At 63.8% G+C, this 24,156-nt stretch carries 27 protein-coding genes; 16 read left to right on the forward strand and 11 right to left on the reverse strand.

Annotated elements, in window-relative coordinates:
- Positions 1-87: 87 nt before the first annotated feature.
- On the reverse strand, positions 88-1,062 hold the full coding sequence (locus FHW92_RS14525) for an MBL fold metallo-hydrolase (RefSeq protein ID WP_168603958.1): 975 nt from the start codon (positions 1,060-1,062) through the stop codon (positions 88-90).
- Positions 1,063-1,108: 46 nt separating this feature from the next.
- Positions 1,109-2,053: an MBL fold metallo-hydrolase gene (locus FHW92_RS14530; protein WP_210428505.1), complete on the reverse strand. Its 945-nt coding sequence runs from the start codon at positions 2,051-2,053 to the stop codon at positions 1,109-1,111.
- Between the two features lie 127 nt (positions 2,054-2,180).
- Here FHW92_RS14530 and FHW92_RS14535 point away from each other — a divergent pair, with 127 nt between their 5' ends.
- Positions 2,181-2,816: a TetR family transcriptional regulator gene (locus tag FHW92_RS14535; RefSeq protein WP_168603960.1), complete on the forward strand. Its 636-nt coding sequence runs from the start codon at positions 2,181-2,183 to the stop codon at positions 2,814-2,816.
- On the opposite strand, the gene FHW92_RS14540 is transcribed toward FHW92_RS14535, so the two are convergent.
- Positions 2,813-3,697, reverse strand: coding sequence for a helix-turn-helix domain-containing protein (locus FHW92_RS14540; RefSeq protein WP_168603961.1), 885 nt, complete (start codon positions 3,695-3,697; stop codon positions 2,813-2,815). The genes FHW92_RS14535 and FHW92_RS14540 overlap by 4 nt on opposite strands.
- Positions 3,698-3,816: 119 nt before the next feature.
- Between FHW92_RS14540 and FHW92_RS14545 the strand changes: the two genes are divergently transcribed.
- The 8 genes from FHW92_RS14545 (at position 3,817) to FHW92_RS14580 (ending at position 11,004) form a co-directional block, all read left to right on the forward strand.
- Positions 3,817-5,004: a cytochrome P450 gene (locus FHW92_RS14545; RefSeq protein ID WP_168603962.1), complete on the forward strand. Its 1,188-nt coding sequence runs from the start codon at positions 3,817-3,819 to the stop codon at positions 5,002-5,004.
- Positions 5,005-5,084: 80 nt separating this feature from the next.
- Positions 5,085-6,371 carry a dicarboxylate/amino acid:cation symporter gene (locus tag FHW92_RS14550; protein WP_168603963.1) on the forward strand — a complete coding sequence of 429 codons (1,287 nt, stop codon included), beginning with the start codon at positions 5,085-5,087 and terminating at the stop codon, positions 6,369-6,371.
- 301 nt (positions 6,372-6,672) lie between these two features.
- On the forward strand, positions 6,673-6,867 hold the full coding sequence (locus tag FHW92_RS14555; protein WP_168603964.1) for a hypothetical protein: 195 nt from the start codon (positions 6,673-6,675) through the stop codon (positions 6,865-6,867).
- 138 nt (positions 6,868-7,005) lie between these two features.
- Positions 7,006-8,388 (forward strand): serine--tRNA ligase, encoded by a 1,383-nt coding sequence (gene serS / locus FHW92_RS14560; RefSeq protein WP_168603965.1) that lies wholly within the window; start codon positions 7,006-7,008, stop codon positions 8,386-8,388.
- Between the two features lie 67 nt (positions 8,389-8,455).
- Positions 8,456-8,713: a hypothetical protein gene (locus tag FHW92_RS14565; RefSeq protein ID WP_168603966.1), complete on the forward strand. Its 258-nt coding sequence runs from the start codon at positions 8,456-8,458 to the stop codon at positions 8,711-8,713.
- A 139-nt stretch (positions 8,714-8,852) separates the two neighbouring features.
- Entirely contained in the window at positions 8,853-9,617 is a 765-nt protein-coding gene (gene surE / locus FHW92_RS14570; protein ID WP_168603967.1) for a 5'/3'-nucleotidase SurE, read from the forward strand.
- Positions 9,614-10,684, forward strand: coding sequence for a M23 family metallopeptidase (locus FHW92_RS14575; protein ID WP_168603968.1), 1,071 nt, complete (start codon positions 9,614-9,616; stop codon positions 10,682-10,684). Before surE ends, FHW92_RS14575 begins: the two co-directional genes overlap by 4 nt.
- Complete coding sequence (locus FHW92_RS14580) at positions 10,681-11,004, forward strand: gamma-glutamylcyclotransferase family protein (RefSeq protein ID WP_168603969.1); 324 nt, start codon at positions 10,681-10,683, stop codon at positions 11,002-11,004. The genes FHW92_RS14575 and FHW92_RS14580 overlap by 4 nt, the downstream gene beginning before the upstream one ends.
- On the opposite strand, the gene FHW92_RS14585 is transcribed toward FHW92_RS14580, so the two are convergent.
- Positions 11,001-11,360, reverse strand: coding sequence for a DUF1761 domain-containing protein (locus FHW92_RS14585; RefSeq protein WP_210428506.1), 360 nt, complete (start codon positions 11,358-11,360; stop codon positions 11,001-11,003). The two genes, FHW92_RS14580 and FHW92_RS14585, sit on opposite strands and share 4 nt — an antisense overlap.
- A gap of 74 nt (positions 11,361-11,434) precedes the next feature.
- On the opposite strand from FHW92_RS14585, the gene rimO reads away from it, so the two are divergent.
- From rimO to FHW92_RS14615, 6 genes are all read left to right on the forward strand, one after another.
- The gene (gene rimO / locus FHW92_RS14590; protein ID WP_168603970.1) at positions 11,435-12,817 is read left to right on the forward strand and encodes a 30S ribosomal protein S12 methylthiotransferase RimO; all 1,383 of its coding nucleotides are present in this window, start codon (positions 11,435-11,437) and stop codon (positions 12,815-12,817) included.
- A 241-nt stretch (positions 12,818-13,058) separates the two neighbouring features.
- Positions 13,059-13,835, forward strand: a complete 777-nt coding sequence (locus FHW92_RS14595; RefSeq protein ID WP_168603971.1) for a molybdopterin-binding protein — start codon at positions 13,059-13,061, stop codon at positions 13,833-13,835.
- A complete protein-coding gene (locus FHW92_RS14600; protein ID WP_168603972.1) occupies positions 13,835-14,368 on the forward strand; it encodes a hypothetical protein in 534 nt (177 codons plus the stop codon). The genes FHW92_RS14595 and FHW92_RS14600 overlap by 1 nt, the downstream gene beginning before the upstream one ends.
- Before the next feature lie 41 nt (positions 14,369-14,409).
- Entirely contained in the window at positions 14,410-14,970 is a 561-nt protein-coding gene (locus FHW92_RS14605) for a YqgE/AlgH family protein (RefSeq protein WP_168603973.1), read from the forward strand.
- A gap of 85 nt (positions 14,971-15,055) precedes the next feature.
- Entirely contained in the window at positions 15,056-16,252 is a 1,197-nt protein-coding gene (locus FHW92_RS14610; protein ID WP_168603974.1) for a toxic anion resistance protein, read from the forward strand.
- Between the two features lie 2 nt (positions 16,253-16,254).
- Positions 16,255-17,004 carry a hypothetical protein gene (locus FHW92_RS14615; RefSeq protein ID WP_168603975.1) on the forward strand — a complete coding sequence of 250 codons (750 nt, stop codon included), beginning with the start codon at positions 16,255-16,257 and terminating at the stop codon, positions 17,002-17,004.
- Here FHW92_RS14615 and FHW92_RS14620 read toward each other — a convergent pair.
- The 7 genes from FHW92_RS14620 to FHW92_RS14650 all read right to left on the reverse strand — a co-directional run bounded on the left by FHW92_RS14620 (position 17,001) and on the right by FHW92_RS14650 (position 23,143).
- Positions 17,001-17,330: a hypothetical protein gene (locus FHW92_RS14620; protein WP_168603976.1), complete on the reverse strand. Its 330-nt coding sequence runs from the start codon at positions 17,328-17,330 to the stop codon at positions 17,001-17,003. The two genes, FHW92_RS14615 and FHW92_RS14620, sit on opposite strands and share 4 nt — an antisense overlap.
- Positions 17,331-17,466: 136 nt before the next feature.
- Entirely contained in the window at positions 17,467-18,168 is a 702-nt protein-coding gene (rplA, locus tag FHW92_RS14625) for a 50S ribosomal protein L1 (RefSeq protein ID WP_168603977.1), read from the reverse strand.
- A 3-nt stretch (positions 18,169-18,171) separates the two neighbouring features.
- A complete protein-coding gene (rplK, locus tag FHW92_RS14630; RefSeq protein WP_168603978.1) occupies positions 18,172-18,603 on the reverse strand; it encodes a 50S ribosomal protein L11 in 432 nt (143 codons plus the stop codon).
- Between the two features lie 175 nt (positions 18,604-18,778).
- Positions 18,779-19,525 carry an IclR family transcriptional regulator gene (locus tag FHW92_RS14635; RefSeq protein ID WP_246870166.1) on the reverse strand — a complete coding sequence of 249 codons (747 nt, stop codon included), beginning with the start codon at positions 19,523-19,525 and terminating at the stop codon, positions 18,779-18,781.
- A 42-nt stretch (positions 19,526-19,567) separates the two neighbouring features.
- Positions 19,568-20,701 carry a cobalamin-independent methionine synthase II family protein gene (locus FHW92_RS14640; protein WP_168603979.1) on the reverse strand — a complete coding sequence of 378 codons (1,134 nt, stop codon included), beginning with the start codon at positions 20,699-20,701 and terminating at the stop codon, positions 19,568-19,570.
- A gap of 308 nt (positions 20,702-21,009) precedes the next feature.
- Positions 21,010-22,074, reverse strand: coding sequence for an NAD(P)-dependent alcohol dehydrogenase (locus tag FHW92_RS14645; RefSeq protein ID WP_349237689.1), 1,065 nt, complete (start codon positions 22,072-22,074; stop codon positions 21,010-21,012).
- A 55-nt stretch (positions 22,075-22,129) separates the two neighbouring features.
- Positions 22,130-23,143 carry an NAD(P)-dependent alcohol dehydrogenase gene (locus FHW92_RS14650; protein ID WP_168603981.1) on the reverse strand — a complete coding sequence of 338 codons (1,014 nt, stop codon included), beginning with the start codon at positions 23,141-23,143 and terminating at the stop codon, positions 22,130-22,132.
- A gap of 153 nt (positions 23,144-23,296) precedes the next feature.
- Between FHW92_RS14650 and FHW92_RS14655 the strand changes: the two genes are divergently transcribed.
- Complete coding sequence (locus FHW92_RS14655) at positions 23,297-24,028, forward strand: nuclear transport factor 2 family protein (protein WP_168603982.1); 732 nt, start codon at positions 23,297-23,299, stop codon at positions 24,026-24,028.
- The last annotated feature ends 128 nt before the right edge of the window (positions 24,029-24,156 follow it).

Below are 24,156 nucleotides of genomic sequence, written 5' to 3' on the forward strand. Positions count from 1 at the left end.
CGACAAAGATTGGCGGCCCCGACCAAAATCGGGGCCGCCATAGTTTAGGCCACGCCTTAGGGCAGCAATGGCCGGAAATTCCCCCCCTCAGAACCGTTCCATGTCCTTGGCGATGACCACGGGGCCCTTGAACAGCCGCCCGATCTGATCGCGATACATCGCATCGGCGCCCTGCACCGCGCCCCCGGCGATATGGGTGACCACCACCTTGCCGACGCCCGCGCTCGCCGCCATTTCACCGATGGCCTGCGTGGAAAGGTGATGGCGCGTCAGATGCTCGGCCATATGCGTCTTTTCCTCGGGCGAAATGTGCTGCACACGGCGGCCCATCTGGGCCAGCGTATTGTCCAGATCGATCATCTCGGTCACCAGCATGTCCGCCCCCTTGGCCAGTTGCGTCACCTTCTCGCTGGGCCCGGTGTCGCCGGTATAGATGATCGAACGCCCGGGCAGATCAAAGCGATAGGACAGCGAACGAAAGGTATGCTCTTCGGGGCTGCCGGGGGTAAAACTGTAGTGTGTATTGGTGGCCACCCGAACCGTGAATGCGTCCAGTTTCACCACCGCGCCATCGTCAAGCTCGACCACGTTGATATTGGTCGCCGGATCAATCGGCACCTCGCCCGGAATGCCAAAGCCCGAGCGCGCGCTGGGCCGCATCGCCGCGATCAGGCCTGCCACGATCTCCTTCATCCCCGGCGGGCCATAGATGGTCAGCGGCCTGACCGTGCGCGTCTGCAGACGCAGGCCCAGCACCGCGTAAAGCCCGCCCAGATGGTCGAAATGGATATGGCTGATCCAGACGGTGCGCAGATCGGGATAGTCGGCGCCCGCGTCCGCCATCGCGGTCATCGCGCCATCGCCGGTGTCGATCAGATGCGCCTCGCCCGCGCGGACCAGCAGATTGGCCGGTTCATTGCGCCCCGGGCGCGGCATCGGCCCGCCCATCGTGCCCAGCGTCACCCATGTGTAGGCGTCCTTGGCAGGCGGCGCGGCGACAGGTTGGGCCGCAACAGGTTGCGCGAGCAGCAGGCCCGCCAGCAGGATCATTTTCTTCGCCATACTCATCTCCCTTCCGGGCGCGGACAGGGGGCCGCGCCGGTTGTTTTCAAAATGCAATGCTCTGCAGATCGTGGCCCAGCACGACCGGGCCGGCATAATGGGCGCGCACCTGCGCCAGATCGGCCTCGTCCACCTGGCCCACGTGGCTCAGCACCAGCTTGCGCACGCCCGCCTGCGTCGCCAGATCGCCCACCTGCGCGGGCGAAAGATGTTCGACATCCATGTGGCGCTGAACCGGGGGCGGCACCATCGCCCGGTCGGCCGCCGTGGCCATTTCGGCCACCAGCACATCGGCCCCGCGCGCAAATTCGGCCAGGCCCGCCGTCGGCCCGGTGTCGCCGGTAAAGACCACCACCTTGCCGCCCGCCTCAAAGCGATAGGAGAGCGATTGCGCGCCGGGCGCGCGGTTGCGGTCCATCAGGGTGTAATGGCTGTTGAGCATGGCCCTGACCTTGACCGCGCCATCGTCATAGCCTGCCTCGGGCGTCAGTTCGCGCGCGCTCAGGAAATTTGCCACCGGGCGGTTCTGGCCGGATTCGGCATTGCGGATGCGGGCGTTGACCTCCATCAACGCGCCCAGCGCATGGGCGAGTTCAACCGTGCCCGCCGGGCCCAGCAATTGCATCCCCTTGCCCCGCGTCGACCATGCAAAGCTGGCGAGGCTGAGCAGGCCCGCGTAATGATCGTCATGCAGATGGGTCAGGAACACCAGAGGCACATCGCGCTCGGCCACCCCCGCCTGCGCCAGTTGGCGCGAGACGCCGCCGCCTGCATCGACCAGATAGCGATGGCCCGCAACCTCCAGCAGCGTGGCAATGCCAGCGCGATCCACCCGCCCGCCGGGCCCGCCGCCCGTGCCCAGCAGGACAAGGTGATCGCCCGAGGCCGCCGCAGGGCGTTCAGCCGAGGCGGGGCGTTCGGCCGCCCATGCCGTCTGCGCCATCATCAGGGCCGCAAGGGCCAGCCCCATGCCGATCCGGTGCTTCTTCATTGCTCTCCTTTCGCGGGCGATCCCCGCCGGTCTTTTCGCGGGCATCCTCCGCCGCCTTCGATTTCTACAATTGTAGAATACACCCGTCCTTGTCAAGCGAGGTCAGGCAGGGCAAACAGGGGGCGACATGAATGATCTGGCCCCCCCACCCCCCCGCGCCCGCGAAAAGGGCGCATCCAAAGGCAACCGGCGCGAGGAACTGGCGCAGGCCGCGCTCGAAGTGCTGGGCGAACATGGCAGCCGCGGCTTTACCCATCGCGCGCTCGACCGCCATCTGGGCCTGCCCGAGGGCACGACATCGGCCTATTTCCGGCGGCGTGAGGATCTGGTGGCCATGGCCATCCGCACGGTCTTTGCCCAGGACGCGCGGCAGATGGACCAGATCGTCGACCGGATCGAGGCGCTGTGCGGCGAGGAACCCAGCGTCGAGGTGGTCGCGCAATGCTGCTTTGATATGTGGCAATGGGTGGCGTCGCAGGCACGGGGCACTTTCGTGCTGGCGCGCTATGAATGTTTCCTGATGGCGCGGCGCGAACCGGAACTGATGCAACTGGTCGAAAATGTCATGCTGGCGCGCCAGACTAGGTGGGAGCCGATCTTTGTTCGGCTGGGTTCGGCCGATCCGGCGGCGGCGGCGCGCCAGATCGGCCTGTTGCTGCGCAGCCTGTTCTTTTCCGAAATCTTCTTTCCCGCCTGCCTCAACCGGGCCAGCTCGCCGATCAACGTCGATCTGTTTGTCCGGGAAATCCGTAATTGCATTTAGGCCGACACCCATGCCCGGCTCTCTCGGAAATCCGAGGCTGTGCGTCCGGTGCGCGCTTTGAAAAAGCGGGCGAAATAGGCCGGATCGGCAAAGCCCAATGTGGCGGCGATCTGGCCGATGCTGCTGGCGGTATAGGTGAGCAGGCGCATGGCTTCGAGCAACAGGCGTTGCTGGACCACTTCGGCGGGGGCCTGATCCAGCACGGCGCGGCAGGCGCGGGTCAGCGTGGGCGCGGTGGTGGCCAGATGGGCGGCGTAATCCTGCACACCCCAGCCTTGGGTGTAATGCGCTTCGACCAGAGCCTTGAAGCGGGCAACCAGCGCGTCATGCCCGCTGCGCGGCGGATTGGGCGCGGCGCTCAATCCTTCGGCGGCCAGCGCCAGCACCAGCGCCAGTTGCGCCACCAGCGAGGCGGGCAGCACCCGCGCGCCCTCGGCCGCGCCCTGCGCCAGATCGGCCATCAGCCAGCCGAGTCGCTCCGCCGGGCCCGGTGGCAGGCGGCGATGACGCGCGCCATGACCGGCCAGCCCACCATCGCCCAGCAGCCCCGCCAGTCGCCGATCATGCAGCAGCGTATCGGCCAGCGAGAGCACCCAGCCTTGCGCATCGGTGGCAAAGCGAAACGCATGGACGCAACCCGAGGGCACCACGACAAGGCTGACCGGATCAAGCCGGGTGACGCCGGTATCATCGACCAGATCGCCATGGCCGCCATCCAGCAGAAGGAGTTGAAAAATACCAGGATGGGCGTGGGGCGAGATCGTCCATTCATGCTGGCTCGATCGGGCCGAGATCGTTTCGATATGCAGGAATTCCGGGGCAATCGCATGATTACCTTCGCCATAGAGCGCATAGCGGCGGATCTGATGCCTGTTTGCCATAAGGCCGAAACCTGCGCCGATTGATCGAAAAGTGCAAGAGCTTGCGCGGGGCGGCCCTCACGCAGGGGTCCGCCGTCATGCCAATCATTGCGCATAGAAACCACGAGAGGATATGCCCGATGAGCGAGCTGACGCTGGATCGTCCGTTCCGTTTCGATCCCTATTCGCCCGAAAATGACGCCGATCCCTATCCCGCCTATAAAGTCCTGCGCGAGCAACATCCCTGTTTCTGGAGCGAGGAGGCGGGCATGTGGGTGCTCTCGCGCCATGAGGATATTTTGAACGCCTTGCAGAACTGGCGGCTCTATTCCTCGGCCAAGGGCAATCTCATCAATGAATTCCCCGGCCGCGCGGGGGCAACGCTGGGCAGCAGCGATCCGCCGCGCCATGACCGCCTGCGCGCGCTGGTGCAAAGCGCGATGACCAAGCGGGCGCTCGACCATGTGATCGAACCGGCGCGGGCCTCGGTACGGCGGCATCTGGCCGCCATCGAGGGCAAGGAGGTGTTCGATTTCGTGGGCGAACTGGGCGGCGCGGTCACGCTCGATCTCATCTTCTATCTCTTTGCTCTGCCCCCCGAAAACGCCGATGAAGTGCGCGACAATGCCGTGCTGATGGTTCAGACCGATCCGGTCACGCGGCAGAAAAGCCCGGCGCATCTGGCCGCGTTTCAATGGATGGCCGATTATGCCGCGCGTATCGTGCAGGAGCGCAAGGCCAATCCGGGCGATGATCTGCTCTCCAACTTCATCACCGCCGAGATCGACGGCGAAAAGCTGCTCGACAAGGAAGTGCAGCTTACCGTCACCACGCTGATTATGGCGGGGATTGAATCGCTCTCTGGCTTTATGGGCATGTTCGCGCTGAACATGGCCGATTTTCCCGATGCGCGCCGCGCGATCTGCGCCGATCTCTCGCTGTTGCCCGATGCCATTGAGGAATCCTTGCGCTTCAACACCTCGGCCCAGCGGTTCAAGCGCTGCGCGACGCAGGATATCGAACTGCATGGGCAAACCATCAAGGCGGGCGATTTCATCATGCTGGCCTATGGTTCGGCCAACCGCGACAGCGCGGTGTTCAACGATCCCGACACCTATGACATCACAAGGCGGCCCAAGCGCCATCTGGGCTTTGGCGGCGGGGTCCATGCCTGCCTCGGCTCGATGCTGGCGCGGGTGGCGGTGCAGATTCTGTTTGAGGAATTCCTGACCGCCGTGCCGGAATTCACCCGCGTCGATGAACAGCTCGAATGGGTGCCCTCGTCCAATTTCCGCAGCCCCGGCAAACTCCTGCTGCACCGCGGATAAGCGATAAGGCGTAGCCATCCCCCTTTCGCGCATGGGTTCAGCCGCTATCATGGGGGCAAACCGATGCGCGAAAGGCCCTCATGCATATTCCTGATGTTTCCACTCTGGCGCTGCCGACGACCAAGCGCTGGTACGGCCATCTTTACGCGCAAGTGTTGATGGCGATTGCGGCCGGCGTGGCGCTGGGCCATTTCGCGCCCGATGCGGGCGAGGCGATGAAGCCGCTGGGCGATATTTTCATCAAGCTGGTCAAGATGGTGATCGCGCCGGTGATTTTCCTGACCATCGTGACGGGTATTGCCGGGATGCGCGATCTGTCCTCGGTGGGGCGCGTGGCGGCCAAGGCCTTTGCCTATTTCTTCACCTTTTCGACGCTGGCGCTGATCGTCGGGCTGATCGTGGCCAATACGGTGCGCCCCGGCGCGGGGCTGAATATCGACCCGGCCAGCCTCGACGCCAGCAAGGTGGCCGATTATGCCGCCAAGGCGCATGAAAGCAGCGTCATGGGCTTTATCAACGCGATGGTACCCGAAACCTATGTCTCGGCGCTGACCGAAGGCAATATCCTGCAAGTGCTGGTGGTGGCGATCCTGTTCGGCGTCTCGCTGGCCTCGGTGGGCGAGGTTGGCGAACGGGTGCTGACCGTGCTGGAGGACGTTTCGACGGTCTTTTTCCGGCTGGTCTTCATCGTGATGAAGGCCGCGCCGCTTGGGGCCTTTGGCGCCATGGCCTTTACCATCGGCAAATATGGCGTGCACAGCCTGGCCCATCTGGCCGCGCTGGTGGCGACCTTTTACCTGACCTCGCTACTGTTTGTAATCGTGGTGCTGGGGATTGTGGGGCGGTTTGCGGGATTTTCGATTTTCCGCCTTCTGGCCTATCTCAAATCCGAATTGCTGCTGGTGCTGGGCACGTCCTCGTCAGAAAGCGCCCTGCCCGCGCTGATCGAAAAAATGGAGCGGGCCGGGTGCCCCAAGGCGGTGGTGGGGCTGGTCGTGCCCACGGGCTATTCGTTCAATCTCGACGGCACGAATATCTACATGACGCTGGCCGCTTTGTTTATTGCGCAGGCGTGCAATGTTGACCTCACGCTGGGCCAGCAGGCGCTCTTGCTGGGCGTGGCGATGCTGTCCTCCAAGGGCGCGGCGGGGGTGACGGGCGCGGGGTTCATCACGCTGGCGGCCACGCTTTCCATCGTGCCATCCGTGCCAGTGGCGGGCATGGCGCTGATCCTTGGCGTGGACCGCTTCATGTCCGAATGCCGCAGCCTGACCAATTTCGTCGGAAATGCGGTGGCCACGGTGGTGGTCGCACGCTGGGAGGGAAAGCTGGACAAGGCAGCGCTGGATGCGGCGTTGAAGGGGTAAAGGGGTTGCCTCCGGCGGGCCAAGGGACTCGTCCCTTGGCGATCCCATTATGGGGTGGCGCTATACAGCGCTACGTCGCCGCGCCGCAGGCTTTAGAAACCATCGCCAAATCCACATCCCCGCGAACCCAAGCGCTAACCCATTAACGGGATTGCAAAGGGCCCCCGCCCTTTGCCCGCCGGAGGCACCTTCATACTAAGTACCACCACTTAATCCGTTAGTAACCAGAATCACCTATACAAGACTTGGCCAAACGATGCCCGTGACTTAACCATTTTCATAAAACATCGAGGAAATCGCCATGGGAATGCCAATCCCTTTCAAGTCTTTCACCATTGACCGCACGCAGATTACCGACATCGAGAAGTGGATCGGTGACGGCAATAATCTGGGCGAAGTGGAAATCCGCAATTTCCTTGGCAAGATCCGCGTCGATGTTCAGAATGAAGCCGACGAGAACCAGTTGCGCTCTTTCTGTCAGCGCCCCCGCGACTGAGCATTTCTGACGCGGCGAGGGCGGTGGCATGGTTTCTCCCCCGCCCGCCCGGTGCATCAGGCTGAATGGCCCGGGCCGAGGGCGGCAATCCCATAGGGACTTGACCAAAACCGGCCCACCCCATACCCGCCTTAGCTTATGCACGACATTCGATTCATCCGCGAAAACCCCGCAGCTTTTGACGCCGGCCTTGCGCGCCGGGGGCTTGAGCCGCTTTCGGCCACCATTCTTGAGGCGGACGCGCAGGCGCGCTCGGCGCAGACCTCGGTGGACACGATGCTGGCGACGCGCAATGCGGCGTCCAAGCAGATCGGCGCGCTGATGGGCAAGGGTGACAAGGAGGGCGCGGCTGCTCTCAAGGCCGAGGTGGAGGCGATCAAACTCGATCTGCCCGCCAAGGAAGAAGCCAAGCGCGCCGCCGACAAGGTGCTGGCCGATATGCTGGCCACGATCCCCAACCTGCCCGTCGAGGAAGTGCCGCAAGGCGCGGATGAGAATGACAATGCCGAAGTGGCCCGCTGGGGCGAGCCGCGCGCTATCGAGGGCGCGAAAGAGCATTTCGACATCGGCGCCCCGCTGGGCCTCGATTTCGAAAGCGCGCAGGTCGTTTCGGGCGCACGCTTTGCCTATCTGCGCGGGCCGATTGCCCGCCTGAACCGCGCCATCGGGCAATTCATGCTCGACACCCACACCGAGATCTTCGGCTATCAGGAAGTCGTGCCGCCGGTGCTGGTGCGCGACGATGCGCTGTTTGGCACCGCGCAATTGCCCAAGTTCAAGGAAGATTTGTTCCAGACCAGCAAGAACGCCGCTCGAGATCAGGCGATCCAGCGCCTGCGCGCGCTTGGTATGAATTCGCCGGAGTCGGAATTCGCCATCCAAGAGGTGATGTCCGCAGATGAGGATGCAGTTGGTCGTCTATGGCTGATCCCCACCGCCGAAGTGTCGCTGACCAACCTCGTGCGCGAACAGATCCTCGATGGCGATCTGCCGCTGCGCTTCACCGCGCTGACCCTCTGCTTCCGCAGCGAAGCGGGCGCGGCGGGCAAGGACACGCGCGGGTTGATCCGCCAGCATCAGTTCGACAAATGCGAGCTCGTTTCCATCACCACGCCCGAACAGAGCAATGATGAACACGAGCGCATGACCGGGGCGGCCGAACATATCCTGCAAAGCCTTGGCCTGTCCTATCGCCGGATGCTGCTGTGCAGCGGCGACATGGGCTTTTCCGCGCGCAAGACCTATGACCTCGAAGTCTGGCTTCCGGGTCAGGGCAAGTATCGCGAGATCAGCTCCTGTTCGAACTGCGGCGATTTCCAGGCGCGCCGCATGAATGCGCGCTATCGCCCGGCGGGGGAGAAGGGCACGAAATTCGTCCACACGCTCAACGGTTCGGGCCTTGCCGTAGGCCGCACGCTGGTGGCGATCCTCGAAAACTACCAGAACGAGGACGGTTCTGTGACGATTCCCGAGGCGCTGCGCCCCTATATGGGCGGGCTGGACCGCATCTCCGCGCTGTAAACCGGCCATGGAACCTTTGCCGCCGGTGCCTCTTCCATCAGGCATCGGCAGCAAAGGAGCGCGGGCCATGACAGAACAGCGGAACGAACCCCGGATCATCGTGGTCGAAAGAAGCAGCACCGGCACTATCCTGCTGGTCATTCTGCTGCTGGTGGCGCTGGTGGGCGGGCTGGTCCTGTTCAACCGGTATGACGCCAACGAAACGGCCAAGAGCAACGCCATCGACAAGACCGCCGACCAGATCGACAGGACCATCGACAAGGCCGCGGACAAGGCCGACGATGCCGTTGAAGATGCGGCGAAATCGGCCAAAAAGCACCTCTGACCCGACCTGTTGGCCCATTTTGGGAAGCAGCCTGTCGTTTCCGCCAAGAAATCCGTCCTGCCGCCCTGCGCATTCGTTGCGGGGCGGCGCGCTTGGATGTAAGGCGCCTTGGTTGATTTCCTAATGAAAGGGCCAAGGCATGCGCATCCTCCTGACCAATGATGACGGGATCCACGCGCCCGGCCTCAAGGTTCTGGAAGCGATCGCGCGCACCCTTTCCGACGACATCTGGATCGTGGCGCCCTCCGAGGAGCAATCAGGCGCGGGCCACAGCCTGACGCTGACCCGCCCGGTGCGCCTGCGCCGCCATGGCGAGCGGCGTTTTTCGGTCACGGGCACGCCCACCGATTCGGTGACGCTCGCCCTGCGCAAGGTTTTGCCCGAGGCGCCCGACCTGATCCTGTCGGGCGTCAATCGCGGGGCCAATCTGGGCGATGACGTGACCTATTCGGGCACGGTGTCGGCCGCGATGGAGGGCACGCTGGCGGGCATCCGCTCGATCGCGCTGTCTCAGGTCTATTCCAAGGAAGGCCTGGGTGACGACGTTTCCTTCGATGCGGCCGAGCAATGGGGCGAGAAAGTGCTGCGCCCGCTGATCGACACGCCCTTTGCCCCGCGCACGCTGGTCAATGTCAACTTCCCCCCCCTGCGCGCCGATGCGGTTCAGGGGATCCGCGTGGTGCGTCAGGGCTTTCACGATTACGCGCGCGGATCGGTGGTCGAAAGCACGGACCCGCGCGGCTATCCCTATTACTGGTTCGGCCTGCATGGCATCGAACATACGCTGGGCCACCGCACCGACCTTGAGGCGATTGCCGACGGGTTCATCTCGGTCACGCCGCTTCAACTTGATCTGACGCATGACGCCTCGCTGGCCGCGCTGGCCGGGCGGTTTGCTCGATGAGCAAAGCCCATTGGCGCATGGCCGCGCTGCTGGCGGCGGGCTTGCTGGTGATGGGGGCACCCGGCGCATGGGCGCAGACGGCCAAGAACCGCCCGCGCGCCGGGGTCGAGGGCGATCTGCCCACCCCCCTGCCGCTGGAGGAGGAGAGCGAGCATATCGTGGTGCCGGGCGAAACGCTGGGCGGCATCGCGCATCGGGCCAAGGTGCCCAAGATCCTGATTATCGAGGCCAACCACCTCAAGGCGCCGCATTATGCGGTCCATGCCGGGCAAAAGCTGTTTCTGCCGCGCACACGCCATCATGCGGTCAAGGCGGGCGAGACCGGTTTCGACATCGCCTATCGCTATGGCGTGTCCTATTCCTCGATCGCGGTGGCCAATGGGCTGGAGCCCAATGCCCGGCTGCATGAAGGGCAAAAGCTGCTGATCCCCACCGTGCTGAAACCGGACAATTCGGCCAGGACAGCCAAGGCTGACACCAAGACGGCAAAATCTCCCGACGAGGCCCCAGACGGCGACAAGGACGAAGCGAAATCAGACGCCCGCCCCCGCTTCCTCTGGCCGATGGAAGGGCGGATGCGGCGCGGTTTCGTGGCCAAGACGCGCGATGCGGGCGGCGGCGATTTCCACAACGGCCTCGATCTGGTCGCGCCCGAGGGCGAAACCGTGCGCACCAGCGCGCCGGGCGAGGTGATCTTTGCCGGGCGCGAACCCGACAGTTTCGGCAATCTGGTGGTGATCGACCATGGCAAGGGATGGCAGACCGCCTATGGCTTCCTCTCCAAGCTGACGGTCAAGCGGGGCCACAGCGTCAAGGCGCATGAACGGATCGGGCTGGTCGGCCATTCGGGCCGGGCCACGCGCGACGAATTGCATTTCGAGATCCGCCGCAATGACGATCCGGTCAATCCCCTGCCCCTGCTGCCCCGCCGCGATGCGCCCAAGGGCGAGAAGAAAGAGGACGCCGCCGCCGCGCAAAAGGCGCTGACCGAGGGCAAAAAGGGCGCGGGCAAGGTGCCGGGCAAACCCGAGACGCCGTCTCCCATCGGGAAAAAGCCCGCCCGATGAGCCCGACCCGCCTTGCCACCTATGGTACGCTGGGGCCGGGCAGGCCGAACCATCACCAGATCTCGGATCTGCCCGGTGTGTGGCGGCGCGGGACGGTGCGCGGGCGGCTGGTCGATTCGGGCTGGGGCGCGGCGATGGGCTTTCCCGCGCTGGTGCCGGGGGATGAGGGCGAGGTCAGCGTCGATCTGTTCGAATCGCCCGCCCTGCCCGATCACTGGGCGCGGCTTGATGCGTTTGAGGGCGAAGGTTACGAGCGCCGGACGATCATCGTACATGTCGATGGCGAGGAAGTCCTCGCCTCGATCTATGCCGCGCGTTAGGCCATAGCCCAGAACACCGTGCCCATCGCCATGAAGGCGACAAAGACATAGCCGGCGTCGGCCGCCGCCTCGCGCCCGGCGATGCCATGGCGGCCATAGAGCGCCGCCCCCGCCGGGATCGCGATGAACAGCGCAAATCCGCCCGACATCATCCAGTAAAGCCACGGTTTCGCCGCCAGCGTTTCGGCGCCCACCCGCGCAAAATTATGCCCGATCAGCCATGCCGGAAACACCAGCGCCAGCAAACGCAACGGCTCCGGCAATCGCGCCGCGCGCATCAGCCCATACCAAGGAAACGCCAGCAGGCCCGCCACCAGCGCCGCCACGCCAATCGCCACCCAGTTTACCGGACCCATGCGTATTTCCCTTCCTTCGGCACGATTGCGCCGCAACTGGCCTTATTCGCCATTTTAGCGTAGGGGCGCAGCCCATGAGTGACAAGCTGACAAAAATTCCCGAATCCCCCAAGGTTGGCATGGTCAGCCTCGGCTGCCCCAAGGCGCTGGTCGACAGCGAGCGCATCCTGACCCGCCTGCGCGCCGATGGCTATGCGTTTGCGCCCGATTATGTCGGGGCGGACGTGGTGCTGGTCAACACCTGCGGTTTCCTCGATTCGGCCAAGGAGGAATCCCTGGCCGCGATCGGCGAGGCGATTGCCGAAAACGGCCGCGTGATCGTCACCGGCTGTATGGGCAACGAGGCCGAGGTGATCCGCGCGCGTTTCCCCGATGTGCTGGCCGTCACCGGCGCGCATCAGTATGAGCAGGTGGTGGACGCGGTGCATGAGGCCGCCCCGCCCACGCGCGGGCCTTTCGTCGACCTGATCCCCGCCGGGGCCGACGGCGAGGTCAAGCTGACCCCGCGCCACTATTCCTATCTCAAGATTTCAGAGGGTTGCAACCATTCCTGCGCCTTCTGCATCATCCCGCAACTGCGCGGCAAACTGGCCAGCCGCCGCATTGACGCGGTGCTGCGCGAGGCCGAAAAGCTGGTGGCGGCGGGGACCAAGGAACTGCTGGTCATCTCGCAGGACACCTCGGCCTATGGCGTGGATATCCGCCATGAAAGCCGGACGTGGAAGGACCGCGAGGTCCGCGCCCATATGACCGATCTGGCCCGTGAACTGGGGCAATTGCGCACACCCGAGGGCGAGGCCCCGTGGGTGCGGCTGCATTATGTCTATCCCTATCCGCATGTCGATGATGTCATCCCGCTGATGGCGCAAGGTCTGATCACGCCCTATCTCGACATCCCGTTTCAACATGCCGCGCCCAATGTCCTTCGCGCGATGAAGCGCCCGGCCAATGAGGCGCGCGTGCTGGAACGCATCAAGAAATGGCGCGAAATCTGCCCGGATCTGGCGATTCGCTCGTCCTTCGTGGTCGGCTTCCCCGGCGAGACGGAGGAGGATTTCCAATATCTGCTCGACTGGTTGGACGAGGCGCAACTGGACCGCGTGGGCGCGTTCCGGTTTGAACCGGTCGAGGGCGCGAGCGCCAATGACCTGCCCGGCGCCGTGCCCGAGGCGGTGAAGGAAGAACGCTATACCAGGTTAATGGAAAAGACCGAGGCGATCAGCGCCGCTCGGCTTCAGGCCAAGGTGGGCCGCGTGATTCGCGTCATCATCGACGAAGTGGGCGAACCGGACGAGGATGGCGACATCGGCGCCACCGGCCGCAGCCAGGCCGATGCCCCCGAGATCGACGGACAGGTGCTTTTGCGCGATGTGCCGCAGGATCTGAAATCGGGCGATATCGTTGACGTGCTGATCGAAGATGCTGATGCGCATGACCTTTTTGGGGTGATTGCGTAAAGGACATCCCATTCCTTGCGTTTTTCGCAACAATCGACGCGCTTTTCGCATTTGCAATAGTCAGCGTTGTCAGGCTTAAGGAGCGGGCCTTTTAGGCATCCTCTCCCAAAACTTCCAAAGCCCGGCTCCGGCCGGGTTTTTTTGCCCCCAATCCGCCGCCATTGGATTCTGGCAAGATTTGCACAGTTTTGCCCTTTTTCCCGCCTTGCCGCGCCGCGCCACTCTGCTTACCCCTATCGGCATGGTTGAATCAGCTTCTCCCTCGCCCCGCATCTTCACCGCTGCGCTGGTGGTGATTGGCGACGAAATTCTTTCCGGCCGCACGCAGGACAAGAATATCGCCCAGATCGCGAGCTGGCTGGGGGTTCAGGGCATCCGCCTGCGCGAGGTGCGGGTGGTGGCCGACGATACGGACGCGATTGTCGAGGCGGTCAACACCCTGCGCGTGCGCAACGATTACCTTTTCACCACCGGCGGCATCGGCCCGACGCATGATGACATCACCGTGGACGCCATCGCGCAGGCGCTGGGCGTGCCGGTCGTGGTCCATCCCGAGGCGCGCCAGATTCTGGCCGACTATTATGCCTCGCGCGGCAGCGAATTGACCGAGATGCGGCTGCGCATGGCCCGCGTGCCCGAGGGGGCGGGGCTGATCCCCAACCGCTATTCGGGCGCGCCAGGCATCCATTGGGGCAATATCTATATCATGGCGGGCGTGCCGATGATTACGGCGGGCATGCTCGATGCGCTCACCGGATCGCTGGAGGGCGGGTTGCCGGTGCTGGCCGAAACAGTCGGCTGCTGGGTGGGCGAGAGCGAGGTGGTGCAATTGCTGGCCCAGACCGAGAAGGACCATGAGGGCGTCTCGATCGGCTCCTATCCCTTTTTCCGCGAGGGGCGCACGGGTTCGAATTTCGTGATCCGATCGACCGATGCCGAGCAACTGGCCGCCTGCGTGACAGCCCTCTCGGCGGCGCTGGAGGCGATGGGGCGCGATCCGGTGCTGGGCGGGATCTGATGTTGCCCCTTGCTTTGCTCTACCCGCTGCTGTTGGCCCATGCCGGGTCGCTGCCTGCGTTTGAGGCTACGCTCGCCGCGCAGGACAGCGCGACCGCCGCGCTTGGCCAATGGTGTCAGGCGCGCCATCTGGCCGATCCGGCCACCATCAAGGCCGCTCAGGTCAAGGGCGAGGACACCATGCCCCCGCCCGATCTGGACGAGACGCTCAAACTCTCCGAGAATCAGGAACCGGCCCATCGCCATGTCCGCCTGTCCTGCGGCGGCAAGGTTCTGTCCGAGGCGCATAATTGGTACGCGCGCCAGAGGCTGACCCCGGCGATGAACCTGACGCTGGACACCACCGATACACCCTTTGGCAAGGTGGCTGGCCCGCTGGGCTTTACCCGCGAAAGGCTGGGCGCGGTGCGCGGCGCGGCGCCGGGCTGCCCGCGCGACACGGTGCTTTCGCATCGCGCGTTGCTGCGCCTTCCCGATGGTTCGCCGCTCGCGCTGGTGGTGGAATGCTATACGCCTGCGGTATTGCGTAAATAGCGCAGCTTGCAGAATTGCCCTTTCCGCCCTACCTTTAGCCGATGATTGAAGCGCAATCCCTTGCCGGACGCCTGCTGCTGGCCATGCCGGGTATGCCCGATCCGCGCTTTGAAGAAGCGGTGCTGGCGCTGTGCATGCATGACAAGGACGGCGCGCTGGGCATTGGCGTGGGCCAGGTGCTCGAAGGCGTCACGCTGCACAATCTGCTCGACGATCTGAACATTCCCACTGGATTCGCCCCCGATTGCGAAGTGCATCATGGCGGCCCGGTCGAACCGCAGCGCGGTTTTGTCCTGCACAGCCCCGACTGGAAGGGCGAAGGCACGCTGCTGGTCAGCGATCAGTGGAGCCTGACGGGCAGCCGCGACATTCTGGCGGCCATTGCCGAGGGGCGCGGACCGGCGCGCTGGCTGGTGGCGCTGGGCTATGCCGGATGGGGCGAGGCGCAATTGGACGCCGAAATGCGCCAGCATGGCTGGTACGCCGCCGAAGGGCGCGGCGCGATCCTGTTCGACCACCCGTTTGAGGCGCGGTGGAGCGCAGCCTGGCGTGCCGAGGGCATCGACCCGGCGCATCTGACCAATGTTACCGGGCGCGCCTAGGGTTTTTGACCTTGCGGCGCACTGTCTTGCATCTATAATACACATCGGTTTTAAAAACGAGGCCGGTTCTGAAAACGAGGATAGTATGGCGAGCACGGTTGAAGCCCCCGCGATTACCCTGACCCCGCCCGATCCGGTGCCGGTGGTGGCCCCCGCGCAGGCCGCAGGGCTTGTCCCGCTGGGCGCCGAGCAGAAGAGCAAGCTGGATGAAAAGGTCGATGGTTTCATTGCCGACCTGATCGCGCAGGACACCAATTCACCCGAATTCGGCAAGCGCATCGACCAGTTGACGAGCATGGGCCGCAAGGAAATCGCTGCAGCTTCGGGCATGTCGAACCGGTTTCTGGATCGGCCCGTGCGCGCGATGGACAAGGATCAGGGCGTGGGCGCCAATCTGATCGAATTGCGCCGCACGGTCGAGGCGCTTGATCCGGCCAAGGCGGGCAAATTGTCGCCGGGCAAGAAGCTGTTCGGCCTCATCCCCTTCGGCAATTCGATGCAGAAATATTTCGACGGCTATGTGTCGAGCCAGGGCCATATCAAGGCGATCCTCGACAAGCTTGCCAGCGGCAAGGACGAGCTGTTGATGGACAATGCGGCCATCGACGTCGAGCGCTCCAAACTGTGGGAGGCGATGGGTAATCTGGAGCAGATGATCCATATCTCCAAGAAGCTGGACGAGAAAATCGAGGAGAAGGCGAGCGATCTGGACGCGACCGATCCGGCCAAGGCCAAGGCTTTGCGCGAATCCGCCCTGTTCTACACCCGCCAGCGGACGCAGGATCTACTGACCCAAATGGCCGTGACGGTGCAGGGCTATCTGGCGCTCGATCTGGTCAAGAAGAACAATGTCGAGCTGGTCAAGGGCGTCGACCGCGCCAGCACAACCACGGTGGCCGCGCTGCGCACGGCAGTGACCGTGGCGCAGGCGATGACCAACCAGCGTCTTGTGCTGCAACAGATCACGGCGCTGAACGAGACGACGGCCAATATCATCGATTCGACCAGCACCCTGCTGAAGGAACAGACCGGCCAGATCCACCAGCAGGCCGCCGCCAGCACGATCCCCGTCGAAACGCTGCAGCGCGCGTTCCAGAACATCTATGACACGATGGACACGATCGACACGTTCAAGATCAAGGCGCTCGATTCGATGAAGCAGACCGTCAACACGCTGTCGGCCGAGGTCGAAAAGTCCAAGGGCTATATCGCCCGCGCTCAGGGCCAGTCCTCGGCGCAGGTGGCCCATGACGGTCCCTCGCTGCTCAGCCTTGAAGGATAAGCATGGCCGATAATTCCGCCCATAACAGCGACGCCATCCTTGCCGCCGCGCGCGCCTCGCTGAACGACCAGCGCGCGGGCGGGCGGCGCGTGACCGGCAAGCCCATCGGCCAGCGTTCGGCCGCGCTGCGCCGCAGCGGACAAAAGCGCAAGGCCGCCGCGCTGGCCTTGAGCGTGGTGGTGGCGATCATGCTGATCAATCTGGTGATCGGCCTGTTCTCGGGCATCCTGCATCTGCTGGGCTGGCTGTCCTATGGCGCGGTGGCGGCGGTGTTGGTGGCAGTGATCTGGATGCTGATGCGCGACCGGGCAGTGCCGGTGCCCAGCCTTGAAACGCTGCGCGCCGCGCCCGCGCGCCAGTTGGTCGGGCAGACGCAGGTATGGCTGGAGGCGCAGCGCCCTGCCCTGCCCGCCCCGGCGCTCGATCTGGTCGGGCGGATCGGCGGGCAATTGGATGGGCTGGCGCTGCAGCTTGACCGGATGGATGAAAATGCGCCCGCCGTGGGGCAGGTCCGGCAATTGGTGGGCGAACATCTGCCCAAGCTGGTCAATGCCTATACCGCCGTGCCGCCTTCGCTGCGCGGACAAGCCCATGCGGGCAGCAGCCCGGATCAGCAATTGAGCGAAAGCCTGACCCGGCTGAGCGGCGAGCTGGACAGCGTGACGCGGCAATTGGCCGAGGGCAAGCTGGACGCACTGGCGATCCAGAGCCGGTTTATCGACTATAAGTATGGCGAGACGCCGGAAGGTTAATCCTTCACGCGCCCCGTCAGCCAGGGCAACCAGCGCAGCGCCGCAAACAGCACGACAGGCCAGAACCAGGTGGCGAGCATATCGCCCTTGGTATCCTGCCACGACCAGAGCGTGCGGAACAGCACATCGTAAAGCTCGTTGAGGCTCTCGGCCACGATCACCGCGATCAGCGGCCCGCGCGAGGCCAAAGGCCGCCGCATCACCACCGCAGCACCCAGCCAGATGGCCAGACCGACATAGGTATGGACAATCTTGTCGGGATACTGGGGCGCGAACGTATCCACGATCCAGTCCATCAGGCGGCCATAATCAGTGATATGCAGCATCGGCCTTCTATGCTGCACCGCACAAAGGGCGTCCAGCAAATTCTCGACCGCAAAGGAAAAGGGCCGGAAAAGGTTGCCCTTTCCCGACCCTTGATTCCGTCCATCCGACGATGAAGCGGATCAGCCGACGATGGAATTAACCACCGTGAACTTCGGCCAGATCCACCTTGATGCCCGGACCCTGCGAGGTCGACAGGCCGATCTTGCGGACATACTTGCCCTTGGCGCCGGCGGGCTTCGCCTTGACGATCGCGTCAACGAAAGCGTCAAAGTTGGCGCGCAGAGCTTCGTCCGAGAACGAGAGCTTGCCGATGCCGCCGTGGATGATACCGGCCTTTTCGACGCGGAATTCGATCTGACCGCCCTTGGCAGCCTTGACCGCTTCGGCAACGTTCGGCGTCACAGTGCCCAGCTTGGGGTTCGGCATCAGGCCCTTGGGGCCCAGCAGCTTGCCCAGACGGCCCACGATGCCCATCATGTCGGGCGTGGCGATGACGCGACCGTAGTCGAGATTGCCGGCCTGCATGTCTTCGAGCAGGTCTTCGGCGCCAACGCGGTCTGCGCCAGCGGCCAGAGCCGCTTCAGCCTTGTCGCCACGTGCGAACACGGCAACCTTCACGTCCTTGCCGGTGCCCGAGGGCAGCGTGACCATGCCGCGGACCATCTGGTCGGCGTGGCGGGGGTCAACGCCCAGGTTCATCGAGATTTCGAGCGTTTCGTCATACTTGGCGCTCTTGAGTTCGCGCAGCAGCGCGATGGCATCGTTGATGCCGTGCAGATTCTGGTTGTCGCCCAGCTTCTCGGCGAGCGACTTCTGCTTCTTGGTCAGCTTGGCCATGTCTTAGCCCTCCACAACCTGAATGCCCATGGCGCGGGCCGAACCGGCGATGATCTTGACAGCCGCGTCCAGATCGTTGGCGTTCAGGTCCTTCATCTTGGCCTGAGCGATTTCAGCGAGCTGAGCGTGGGTGATCTTGCCGGCCGAATCCTTGCCCGGAGCCTTCGAACCCGACTTCAGGCCCAGCGCCTTCTTGATGAAGAAGGTGGCGGGCGGGGTCTTGGTCACGAACGAGAACGACTTGTCCGAATAAACCGTGATCACGGTGGGCAGCGGGGTGCCGGGCTCGACGCCCTGGGTGGCCGCGTTGAATTCCTTACAGAAACCCATGATGTTGACGCCGCGCTGACCCAGAGCCGGGCCGATCGGCGGGCTGGGCTTGGCTTGGCCGGCTGCGATCTGCAGCTTGATATAACCGTCAATTTTCTTGGCCACGATGGCCTCCTTTCATCCTGTACGAGCCGGCGGGCCGACCCTTCAGATCAAGCGGTCGAACGGCGCCCGAAGGCCCCTCCCGCGCGGAAATACCGAAAGAATCGGGCAAGCCCGCCTCATTCGGCAAGCGGTGGCCCATACAGCTTTGTCGGGTAATTGCAAGCGGCGCTGCGGGTCAGCCTTCAAAAAGCCCCGCCGTGCGCATCAGCAGTCCGGCCACGCGCTGCTCCATGCCCGGATCAAAGCGCACGGAGGGCACCGCAACGGCAAAGGCGCCGATCACCTCGCCCCCTGCCATGGCCGCACAGGCCAGCCCCTCGATGCCCACCGAATATTCGCTGCCGGTGCGGCCATAGCCGCGCTCGCGCGTGCGGGCGATCTCGCGGCGCAGATCCGCCGCGCTCACCAGCGTGGCCTCGGTAAAGCTCTCGCGGCGGCTTTCGCGCAGATAACGCTCGACCTCCTCATCGGGCATCGCGGCCAGAATCGCCTTGCCCGCCGCCAACCCATGCAGCGGCGCCCGCGCGCCCACGGCAATCGCATAACGCAGCGCATGTTCGCTGCTTTCGGTCACCAGCGTCTGCAATTGCCAGCCATCGCGGACAAAGAACGAGGCCGTCTCGTTCAATTGCACCCGCAGCGCGCGCACCAGCGGGGCCACGCGATCCTCAAGTGTCGGCTCGGACCGGGCCTGCAAACGCTGCAATCCCGGCCCCGGCAGGTAATTGCGCCCCGCCCGCGCCAGATAGCCCCGCTCGACCAGAGTGGCGAGGAGATAGGACAGGCTGGAAACCGGAATCGCCAGTGCCCCGGCGATTTCCTGCGCCACAGCCGGACCGCCGCGCGCCACGACATATTCGATAATGTCGAGCGTGCGCATCGCCGATTTGACATGCGAGGTGGAAGTTCCAGCTTCAGCCATGCCCCCTCCTATAGAATGCCCACGCCCCAGTAAAAGCCCTGATCAGAGCCGCGCCCCGGCGATATCGGCGCCTTCACGCAGAGACCGCAGCTTTTTCCACGTCACATCCGGGTCAATCTTGCCATAACCGGCAAAGGTGCCAAACCCGCAGTCGGTGCTGGCCACCACGCGCTCGGCGCCCACGATTCCCGCGAAACGCTCGATGCGCTGGGCGATCAGTTCGGGATGTTCGACATAGTTCGAACAGGTGTCGATCAGGCCCGGCGCAAGGATCTTGTGATCGGGGATCCTGGCATCGGCCCAGACCTTCCACTCATGCTCATGGCGCGGATTGGCGGCCTCGAACAGGATCGTGGCGGGGCGGGCTTTCAGGATGATATCGACCACGCGTTCGAGCGGAATGTCATGGTCATGCGGGCCTTCATAATTGCCCCAGCAGATATGCATCCGCATCCGCTCGGGCGGAATGTTGGCGGTCGCAGCGTTCAAGGCGGCCACATTCTCCTCGGCCACCTTGAGGAATTCGGCCTCGCTCAGGTCCTGATAGCCGGTGTGGCGGCTCATCGCCAGATCGGGGCAGTCGAGCTGCAGATAGAAACCTTCATCGACGATGGTTTCATATTCGGTCCGCATCGCCTCGGCCAGATCGGCAAGGTAAGCCTCGTGGCTGGGGTAATATTTGTTCACCTGAAACGCGGTGATCAGGCCCGGCGAGGCGGCATTCATAAATGCCTGCGTGCCCTCGCGGCCCTCTTGCGCCAGCGCGGACTTGAACCGACGGATGTCCTCGTGCAGCGGCTCCAGATTGACCAGCTTGATCGGCCCCACGCAGCTTGCCCGCACGAAATCCTGGCTGCCCATCATCGCAGAAAGCTTCTTCACCAGCGCCGGATGCTCGGCCAGATCAAGCGCGGATTTGCGGTCCACATGGCCGCCAAAGCCGCTCAGCCGCTCGATCATATAGGTCGAATAGCCGATCTTTCCGATCTCGCCGTCCGAGACGATATCGACCCCGCATTCCACCTGATGACGCACCGCTTCCTTCACCGCTGCCGACACCTTGGCGTCAAATTCCGCCGCATCATAAGGTTCGCCACGGTCGCGCGCGATCAGCAGCGGCGTCAGCTCTTCCCCACGCGGCATCGAGCCAACATGGGTGGTGCGGATATGGGGCATGTGTCCTCTCCTGTGACGGGCTTTTGCGTTCTCCTATATGAAATTATCGGATGGGTGAAGAAAGAAGTGTGCCTCCGGCGGGTTAAGGGCGGGGGCCCTTAACAATCCCGATTTTGGGGTAGGGTTATGATGCATAGCCGGGTGATGGCGATAAAGCTTGCGGCGCGGCAGAGGCATCCCTGTCCGCGCCGCAGGCTGTAATAATTCAAACGCTGCGTCCGACACCCATCTGCCGAACCCTTGGCGCAACGCAGACAGTAACGGGAGCGCGAGGGTCTAGACCCTCGCATCTAAACTCCCTTAGAACCCTACCCCATCACCACCACCGGCTTGACCACGGCCCCGCTTTCCCCGGCCTCAATCGCCTCATTGATCTGCTCGAACGGAAATACCCCGATCAGCCGATCATAGGGAAAGCGCCCGGCCAGATGATGCTCGATCAGTTCGGGCAGGAAGCCGAACAGGTCAGAATCCCCGCCAAGAATACCCTTGACCGTGCGCCCGCCGCCCATGAAGGCGGTTTCGTTGAAGGTCAGCATGGCGGTGGGGTCGCTGGCCCCGACGATGCCCAGCACGCCGCGCGGGGCAAGCAGGTTGAAGGCGCTCTCGATGATGCTGCCAAGGCCGGTGTTGTCAAAGGCATAGGCCAGCCCTTGGGGGCAAAGCGCGGCGATCTTGCCGAAAGGATCATCGCGCCCGTCCAACGCATGCGTCGCCCCCAATTCCAGCGCCAGCGCGCGGCGGTTTTCGTGCAGGTCCACCGCGATGATCGGATCCGCTCCGGCAATTTTCGCCGCCATCACCGCCGCAAGGCCCACGGCGCCTGCGCCAAAGATGGCAATCGGCATCCCGGCCTGCACCTTCATGCTGCGCAGCACCGCCCCCGCCCCGGTCATCATCCCGCAGCCCAGCGGCGCAAGGCGCTCCAAAGGCACCGCGCCCGCACTGTCGGGCACGCGCACCACATTGCGCGCCGTGGCCAGCGCATAGGTGGCAAAGCTGCTTTGGCCGAAGAAATTACCATGCACCGGCTCCTCGCCCGCATGCAGGGTGAAGCTGCCGTCGGCGCGCGCGCCGGCAAAATTATGCGGGAAGAAATTGTAGCAATAGGTCGGCGCGTGATCGTGACAGCACGGGCATGTGCCGCAGGAGTTGAAGCTCATCAGCACCCGGTCACCCGGCTTCACATGAGTCACATCCGCGCCCACCGCCTCAACGATGCCCGCCCCTTCATGGCCCAGCACCACCGGCATGGGCGTGGGCAATTGCTGATCACGCACTGCAAGGTCGGTGTGGCAAATGCCCGAGCCGACGATCCGCACCAGCACCTCGTCATCGCGCGGATCATCAAGGCGCAATGTCTCGAGCGTCAAAGCTCCGTGCGGCTGACGGCAAACGGCAGCGGTAATTTCAGGCATAATGGCTCCCTTAAAGCGCGATAACGACCTTGCCGAACAGATCGGGCGAGGATTGATAGGCGAAGGCATCCTTGACCTGCGCCATCGGAAATACCCGATCGACCACCGGCCTGATGCGATTGCTATCGATAAAAGCGTTCAACTCCAAGGCCATCGCCTTCGAGCCAACGAAAATCCCGCGCAAGCTGGCGCCTTTGAGCATCAGCCCGTGGGGGCTGGTGTCGCCCTCACGCGTCAACACACCGATCAGCGCGATCTCTCCGCCAAAGCCGACCGCCGCGATGGATTGCGCCAGCGTGCCCGCTCCGCCCACTTCGACCACATGTTCAAAGCCGCCGTTGGTATGGGTGGCCGCCTCGACGCCCCATTGCGGATTGTCGCGATAATTGACCGTGGCATCGGCCCCCAGCGCCGCCACACGCTCCTGCTTGCCCGCGCTGCTGCTGGTGGCCACCACGCGCGCGCCTGCCGCCTTGGCGATCTGCAGCGCCATCAATGACACGCCCCCGGTGCCCAGCACCAGCACATTGTCGCCCGCCTTGACCGGGGAGGGGCCGCACATCAGCGCATTCCACGCCGTCACCCCGGCGCAGGGCAGACAGGCCGCCTCCTCAAAGCTGAGCGTGCGGGCGATGCGGATCACCCCTTGCGCGGGCAGCACGACATATTCGGCCAGCATCCCGTTGGCCCCGCCAGCCCCCAGCGCGGGGCCGACGCCTGGATTGGCCGGCCCTTCGAGCCAATGCTGGAAAAAGATCCCCGCCACCCGGTCGCCCAGCGCCAGATCATGCACCCCATCGCCCAGCCCGACGATCTCGCCCGCGCCATCGGAAAAGGGCACGATATCCTCGGCCACCGGGCCGCCGATATAGACGCCGCGCACGATCGCAGAATCGCGGAAATTGAGCGAGCAGGCCCGCACCCGGATCAGCACCTCGCCCCAGCCGGGGCGCGGCACATCGCGCTCGACCAGATGCAGGTCATCGAGGCTGGTCGCCCCTTTGCGCAGAACCCATGCCTTCATAGCGTCCTCCTCCGGCCTCGTGTCCCCGTGCTTATGGCGAGGCAAATTTGTATGTAATACATATTTCTTGCTTTGATATTCGCAACCATGAAGTTATCACAAGGATGACAAAGATTCACAGAGTCCCAAGACTCGTTTCTCCGGGAGAGTACCATGGCTGAAGCAACCCTCGCAGACCTTGCCGCGCGCCTTGAACGCGTCGAGCATGATCTGGCCATCCAGCAGGATATCCACCAGATCCGCCGTATCCAGTACACCTATGGCTTCTTCATTGATAAATCACAATATAATGAAGTGGTTGACCTCTTTTCCGATGAAGGCGAAGTGTGGTTTCTGGGCGGGATCTACAAGGGCAAGGCCGGGGTCCGCCGCCTCTATATCGAGCGCTTCCAGACCAATTTCACACAGGGCCACAATGGCCCGCGCTATGGCTGGCTGCTCGACCATCCCCAGTTGCAGATGGTGATCGACGTGGCGCCCGACCGCAAGACCGCCCATGTGCGCGGCCGCTCGATGATGCAGGCGGGCCTGCACGAAAGCGCCGAGGGCAACCAGCGCGCATGGTGGGAAGGCGGCCTGTATGAAAACGAATATGTCCGCGAGGCCAATGAGGCGGGCGAACTCGTCTGGAAAATCAAGGCGCTGCGCTACTATCCCTTCTGGCATGGCACCTTTGCCGATGGTTGGGCCAAAACCCCCATCGACTATATCCCGATGACCAAGACGCTCTTCCCCGAAGATCCGCTCGGCCCCGACGCGCTGGTCGATCCCCTGCCCCGCCTGTGGCCCGCCACCGATACCGTGCCGTTCCACTATCCCCACCCCGTGACCGGCGCGCCCATCGTGCTGGACAATTCGCGGGCGCGGGAAGGGTTTAAGGATTAAGTTTCAGGTGCGAGGGTCTAGACCCTCGCGCTCCCGTTAATGTCTTCGTTGCGCATGGGGTTCGGCGTTGAGTGTCGGACGCCATGGCTGAATTTTAAAGCCTGTGGCACGGATGGGACTCCGCTCGC

This window comes from Novosphingobium sp. SG707 (assembly GCF_012275515.1).
Classification (GTDB): Bacteria; Pseudomonadota; Alphaproteobacteria; order Sphingomonadales; family Sphingomonadaceae; genus Novosphingobium.